At 48.7% G+C, this 6,279-nt stretch carries 6 protein-coding genes; 4 read left to right on the forward strand and 2 right to left on the reverse strand.

The genetic code is table 11. The annotated features are described in order from the left end of the window. From PH605_RS21840 to PH605_RS21855, 4 genes are read left to right on the forward strand one after another with little or no spacing between them, the layout of a single operon-like run. Nucleotides 1–933, forward strand: coding sequence for a phage tail tip lysozyme (locus PH605_RS21840; protein WP_142845999.1), 933 nt, complete (start codon nucleotides 1–3; stop codon nucleotides 931–933). A 14-nt stretch (nucleotides 934–947) separates the two neighbouring features. Then, nucleotides 948–3,137 (forward strand): hypothetical protein, encoded by a 2,190-nt coding sequence (locus PH605_RS21845; RefSeq protein ID WP_142845998.1) that lies wholly within the window; start codon nucleotides 948–950, stop codon nucleotides 3,135–3,137. Between the two features lie 36 nt (nucleotides 3,138–3,173). Beyond that, a complete protein-coding gene (locus PH605_RS21850; protein ID WP_142845997.1) occupies nucleotides 3,174–4,520 on the forward strand; it encodes a hypothetical protein in 1,347 nt (448 codons plus the stop codon). A 15-nt stretch (nucleotides 4,521–4,535) separates the two neighbouring features. Beyond that, entirely contained in the window at nucleotides 4,536–5,039 is a 504-nt protein-coding gene (locus PH605_RS21855; protein ID WP_142845996.1) for an XkdW family protein, read from the forward strand. Here PH605_RS21855 and PH605_RS21860 read toward each other — a convergent pair whose 3' ends face one another. Next, complete coding sequence (locus PH605_RS21860; protein WP_142845995.1) at nucleotides 5,040–5,609, reverse strand: hypothetical protein; 570 nt, start codon at nucleotides 5,607–5,609, stop codon at nucleotides 5,040–5,042. Nucleotides 5,610–5,853: 244 nt separating this feature from the next. Beyond that, the gene (locus PH605_RS21865) at nucleotides 5,854–6,153 is read right to left on the reverse strand and encodes a hypothetical protein (protein ID WP_142845994.1); all 300 of its coding nucleotides are present in this window, start codon (nucleotides 6,151–6,153) and stop codon (nucleotides 5,854–5,856) included. Between the last annotated feature and the right edge of the window lie 126 nt (nucleotides 6,154–6,279).

The following is a 6,279-nucleotide window of genomic DNA, read 5'->3' on the forward strand; positions in this document are numbered from 1 at the left end:
ATGGCGATAGCGAAGAACCGGAATGCGCAATACGCATACAATTATCTAAAACAAAAATACGGATATTCCGACGCACAAGCGGCAGGCATCGTAGGAAATTTGATGCAAGAGTCTAGCCTCAGTACCGGTGCACGTAACCGTGGCGACGGACGAGACGGATCGGATAGTATCGGTATTGGCCAGTGGAATCAGGATCGCGCAGTTAACTTACATCGATTCGCGAAGGCATCTGACCGTGATGTTTACAATCTTGATACGCAACTGGACTTCATCCACCACGAGTTAAATGGCGTCGAAAAACGTTCAGGTGATTTGCTTCGTAGTGCGACGGACATTCCGTCAGCAACTCGTGCAATGATATCTTATGAAAGGCCCCAATATTTCAAGTGGGATAATCCAACGGCTGGCCACGGGTATAGCAACCGCGAACGCTACGCCGCTGAAGCCGCAAAATCGTTTGGCGGAGATGATGGAGCGCAAATAGTCGCTTCATATCAACCAACGCAATCAAATACACCTGCGCAAACTGTTACAGCGACAATTCCTGCCACTACCCCTGATCCGAATATTGATCCACGGATGCTTGATAAAAACGGCAAGGAAATAACCGGTTTGGCTGGCTTTGGTCGCAGTATACGTAACGGGATTGACGATGCATTAGGTGTCAAAACCGCTGAAGACGGAACTCGCCAGTTATGGGGATTCGACCTCGATGGTGAGGATAGCATCGGCAAAGGGCTTGGTGGTTTCGCCGCCGCACTCGCCGCCGCAGATAGCACCCCAACCATCGCGCCATTACAGGGCGGGCGCATCGGCGGATCGACGCCAATTCAAATCCAGTTTTCGGAATCTCTCGTAAATAGTGATGACGAAGATCCTCGCAAACGACGTGGGGGAATGGCAGGTTTTGGCGGATTTACACGCCGAGCATAATTCGAGATTTTTAAATGGCCGAAAATAAGAAGAAAAAAGAAATTAAGTCGGTGATGTTTGGCGATACCGCGCCGCCTGCAGCGAAAAATACATTGGCCGATGTCGATAGACAGCTATTGATCGAACAAGGCCTCAATCCCGATGACTACGAATATGTAGACGGTTACGATCCTAATCAACCGACCGAACCTGCCGCACCTTGGTCAAGAATTGAAGGTGATACCGCCTATTACGACGACCAGACACCGATCAATGTTTCGGATGTATGGCAAGAGGTGCCAACATCGGTTCGCTTCGAAGTTGGTGCATTGACGAAACCAGAAGACCGTCTTGCCGCCCTTCGCAAATACTATCCCGATGCTCAGCCGGTCGGAACCGATCAATTCATTATGCGCGATCCAGAAACTGATCGTGCAATGGTTTTCAATGTTAAATCGTGGGTTCCTTCGTGGGGTGACTTCGGTGATGCCGCTCCAGAAATCGTAGGTACGGTCGGTGCGGTCGGTGGTGGTATTCTTGGTGGAGCAGCTGGTGCAGGCGCAGGCTCTGTTGTCCCGGTTGTCGGTACCACCACAGGCGCACTCGCCGCTGGTGCTACTGGAGCCGGAACAGGGTATGCAGCCGCTCGTGACCTCTATCAACGCGGCGCTAATCTAATCTTCGGCAATCAGGACACCCGTTCGACCGGTGAGCAGGCAATAGATTCGCTGCAAGATTTCGGGATCGGTGCAGCAGGCGAAGTGGGTGGTACCGTTATAGGTGGCGCGGTAGGCCGAGGCGTAGGAAAAGCCGTTGATGCTGTACGCCCATCCAGATTAATTGGTGGGTTAACCCCTGCTGATGACGCCGCCAAGGCCGCACAACGACTGCAATCATTTGAAGATATCGGTATTTCGCCTTCTCCAGGTATGATCGGTGGTCCAGTTGCCGCGTCACGAGAGCAATCCCGTCTGTCCGGTAATTCGATAATGTCTAATCGCGTTGGCGAGATCTACGATGATGTAGGCAAGCGATTTGACGATGTGATCGACCGTACCACAGGTGGCCGGAACCTATCCGCTGCAGAGGCTGGTGACACGATCCAGCAACGCGCCAGTGAATTCAAATCTATCGTTAATAACCGCCAGAATGAACTCTACGATGACGTAGGTCGATTGACGCAGGGTATTCCCGCTGAGGCTCCGAACACGGCTCAGTTCCTCAAAACCACCCGCGAAGAATACAAGCAACTTGGCCAGTCCGCGAAAATGAATGCTGGTAGTGGTTATGAAACCGCAATCAAACAGGCCGAGGCAATCGTCGCAGATGTTCAGGCAGGTGCTTCATTCGATACCTTGAAGCAAGCACGTACGGCGATTGGTGATATCGCTTTTGATCGAAATCTGCCCACAAGGGAAGGCCAACTCTACCGCAATCTCTACAAGTCTTTGACCGACGATATGACAGCCACCGCTGAAAAAGGTGGTGAAGAAGTCATTCAGGCAATGCGCAAAGCCAATAATTTCACGGCGCGCACCAAAAACCCCGGCAACCTTGTTTCCCAAAACATTTCCGATGAAATTCTGCGCAAACAGGTTCCTGAAGCCGCCTACAAGATGATGATTTCCGGTAGTAAAAATGCCGGAAGCAAGATCACCCAAATGGTCCGTCAAGCACGCGTTGCAGGCGGTGATGATGCCGTAAAGGAAATCGGTTCAGGTGTTTTTCAGAAACTTGGCAGAGATAATTCCGGTAACTTCTCCCCTTCCCGTTTGATCGCGGATTGGGACTCACTTCCGAAAGAAACCAAGACCGCGCTCTATATGACAAAGGACGGCAACGAACTCCGTAAATCAATGGAACAGATTGTCGAAGTATCTCGCAACCTTGTGCAATACGCAGGCACAAAAAACCATTCAAATACCGCACGTCACCTATCCACCCAACTCGACAACTTTGTAAACTCCGCGTCCATTGCTGGCGCTATCGCGACTGCATCACCATCCGCATTGCTTATACCGGTACTCAAATATGGCGCTGATAAAGCCGGGAAGCGCTATGCCAACAAATTGTTTTCATCGCCGGAAACACTGCAATGGATGGCTGGCCTGAATACCGGCACGAGTAAAGGCGCAATCAGCAGATTGACCAACATTTATAACAAGACAGCGGATCAATCTCTCAAGATCGCTATACGCGATTATATGCAAGATTTGCGGCAATAAATACTGATATCAAATCGCCAATAAGAAGAACAATAAATGGTAGATATCAGCAATAATAAATGGACCGAATTGGATGGCGGCAACACGTCAGCATCGCCTGACGGTGTGCAAGGTGGCTATCAACCATCCACAATCGCCCCTATTATCAGGAACATTCGCGGCGCAGTAAAACGCGAATATGTTTCAACCAATCCTGTCTATACATCGACAGGTTCTGCGAACGTCTATGCGATATCGTTTGAACAACCGCTGGAAATTACCAAAGGCAAGCGTATCTCGTTTTTTGCAAATGTCACCAATACCGGTGCATCAACGATCAACCTGAATACGCTTGGTGCTGTCTCCGTCGTTCGTAATGATGGAACACCCCTACAGGCAGGTGATATTATCGCGAATATGCCAGTCGACTTAGTGTATGATGGTACTCGATATATTCTGCAGTCGTCATCCAATCTTTCGAATTATTCAGGTACGATCAAGGCTACTGCTTTCGAAGGCAACGGTTCGAATATCTCCAATATCAACGCTTCGAATATTTCAGCAGGTACTCTCAATAACGCTCGGCTACCGACTACGATGACTGGCAAAACGTTTTCGTCCGAGACAACGATTTCCGATGGTGGTTTGAAAATTACGGCTGGTGGGTTGACGATTTCTGCAGGAGGTGCGGGAGTCGGAGGTGATCTTTCCGTAACAGGAGCGACCAATATTACAGGCAATACAGCGGTAACAGGTTCGCTTTCGCAGGGTGGTTCACGCGTTGTCACAATCGCAGACTACGGAAGCGGAAAAGGTATAGACTCCGATCTATTGGACGGCCAGCACGGCGCTTGGTATCGCGACCGTGTCAATCACACAGGAACGCAGCCTACAAATACAATCGCAGGCTTGGATGCACTGCTAGCAGCAAAGGTCTCCAAGTCAGGCGATACGATGACCGGTAGTCTTACTGTTGGTTCGATCACTCTCAACGCTGACGGTTCGTTAACAGCCGGAAACTCTTTAACAACTAATTTGACTGTCAAAAATGGTGAAATGAGTTTCCAGAAATACGATCAATCATCCGGTTACCAATGGTCAATGAGGGGTGGGCATAATACGGATACGACATTCCGATGGTATTATAACAACGGTAATCAAAGAATGGCCTTAACTGACGCTGGTCGTTTATGGACAGGCGTGCACGGTTATCTTGATGAAGCCTTTGCCGGTAGAGGCGCACAATGCCCTCATAACTCTGGTGTTTGGGAGTTTGGGTCGGTCGATCCAAATTATAACGACAGATTAGCGGACGCCCCTTTCCCTTATGTTCTTGTAGGCCTCAGATCATCAAGAGGAACGAACGTTATCAACCTGCGCGCCGTCACTCTACGTAATCAATAATTTTAGGATTTTAATATGGATATCGATTTTACGAACTACCCGCACGATCTGTCGAGCAACGATATCGTTTTGATAATTAGTAAGATGTATCCTGATTTGGTACACGGTTATGATTATTGGACGATGCATCAAGTCGAACACAACTCGTCAAAACGCATTTCTCCTGCCATCATTTACCAATGGAACGTACCCGTACAGCAACCATCGACAGATGACTTAGCGACTTATGCAGTCGCATATGCGGATGAAATAGAGGCAATGCGCATTACAGAAGAACGCCTTGCACACTATCCTCCATTATCACCCGTCGAATTTCGAAACTTGCTAATTGCTAATGCAATCTTTCCAAACACCGTTTCCAAATTGATTGATGAAGTTGATGACATCGCGCTTAACGCACGTCTGGCAACGGTTTGGGAATATGCTGATTGGTTTAGACGCGATGATGAATTCGTTGTTTGGTTGGCAGGCGCATTAAGTAAGACACCTGCCGAATTTGATACCATCTGGAAAATCTGATCAGATAATCCGCATATAATAATCGACACCCATACTACGTGGTCGGGCTTCATCACCACCGTCTCCCGATAACCATATCCCGGTGGCATTTACTGAAGTACCGACATTGTACCAGTTAGAACCACCTGAACCGGGACCTACATCTTGGTTAGCGCCATTAAACGGTCCTTTGAGCGGATTCAAATTGACGGAGTGAGCGTGACCGGGGTCATTGACGTGATGCGTATGACTTCTGTTTTGGCTATCCTGTAGCGCTCCCGGCGCTCCCGGTCTCAAGAATCGACGTTCGGTATTGATCAGCCGCACTGTTATGCCGTGCATTGGTGATGCGGGCATATTTATCTTCGCTGTTGACGTAATGTTGGGTGACGATCCGGTAGTGGATTCTTCAATTAGAATACCAGCGTTATATTGCCCTGCTCCGGCAAATCCAGCAGTCAGCATTACATATCTATATTCTTTATTAGTAGGAGGAGCCGGGAAACCACCCCACCCGGCATTACCAGCAATCAATATACCAATCGGCTGCAATGCCCACGGGTCGTTTACGGTGGCAATGAGTGCATCCAAGCCTGCGATTGTATTTGTAGGCTGCGTTCCTGTGTGATTGACACGGTCGCGATACCAAGCGCCGTGCTGGCCGTCCAATAGATCGGAGTCTACAAAAAAGCCCCAATCAAGGGGCTTTATCGTTAGGGTTCAAACCTTTCATTGTATTCTTTTCGGGCTTCGTCAACGATTGCCTTTACACGAGGATCGCTGAGAGGATTCAGCAGTTGGGCGATCAAACCGTTGCAAGGTTTCTTTTCCGACATCAAAATCCCTCCACGAAATCGACGGCTTTAAAGTTCGAATTGCTCTCCAGAAGTTTGAATAACTCTTGTAAATTCAGCACCTGATCTAATGACAAATCATTCGTATATCGCCGCCATTTTCCGTTATAATTACGACGTTTGTACTTTATTTTATCCTGCAGCAGGCCTTTCAGAAAATCCTGCCAAGATTGCGACCTACCTGTTCTCGTAAGAGGATCAGCCGTTTTGTGCAGTACATTCCAAACATCAGTAAGGTATGCATCACCCTGCAAATCGGATATCGCCAAAGTGGATACCATAAACAGTTCTGCGATTAGAGCACGTCCACTGAACTCGGAATCGGATTGAGGATTCCGTTACGGTCCGATTTCTGATTCCATGATCCGACTGGTGATTTGGTCGGAGGCAATATGACCCGCGCTTTC

The organism is Agrobacterium sp. CFBP 3001 (assembly GCF_027871605.1).
In the GTDB taxonomy this organism is placed as follows: domain Bacteria; phylum Pseudomonadota; class Alphaproteobacteria; order Rhizobiales; family Rhizobiaceae; genus Agrobacterium; species Agrobacterium leguminum.

Excerpts from the sequence above, each read along its gene's own strand:
- PH605_RS21865 (WP_142845994.1), bottom strand. The coding sequence starts at position 6,153 with ATGGTATCCACTTTGGCGATATCCGATTTGCAGGGTGATGCATACCTT.
- PH605_RS21850 (WP_142845997.1), top strand. The coding sequence starts at position 3,174 with ATGGTAGATATCAGCAATAATAAATGGACCGAATTGGATGGCGGCAAC.
- PH605_RS21845 (WP_142845998.1), top strand. The coding sequence starts at position 948 with ATGGCCGAAAATAAGAAGAAAAAAGAAATTAAGTCGGTGATGTTTGGC.
- PH605_RS21840 (WP_142845999.1), top strand. The coding sequence starts at position 1 with ATGGCGATAGCGAAGAACCGGAATGCGCAATACGCATACAATTATCTA.
- PH605_RS21855 (WP_142845996.1), top strand. The coding sequence starts at position 4,536 with ATGGATATCGATTTTACGAACTACCCGCACGATCTGTCGAGCAACGAT.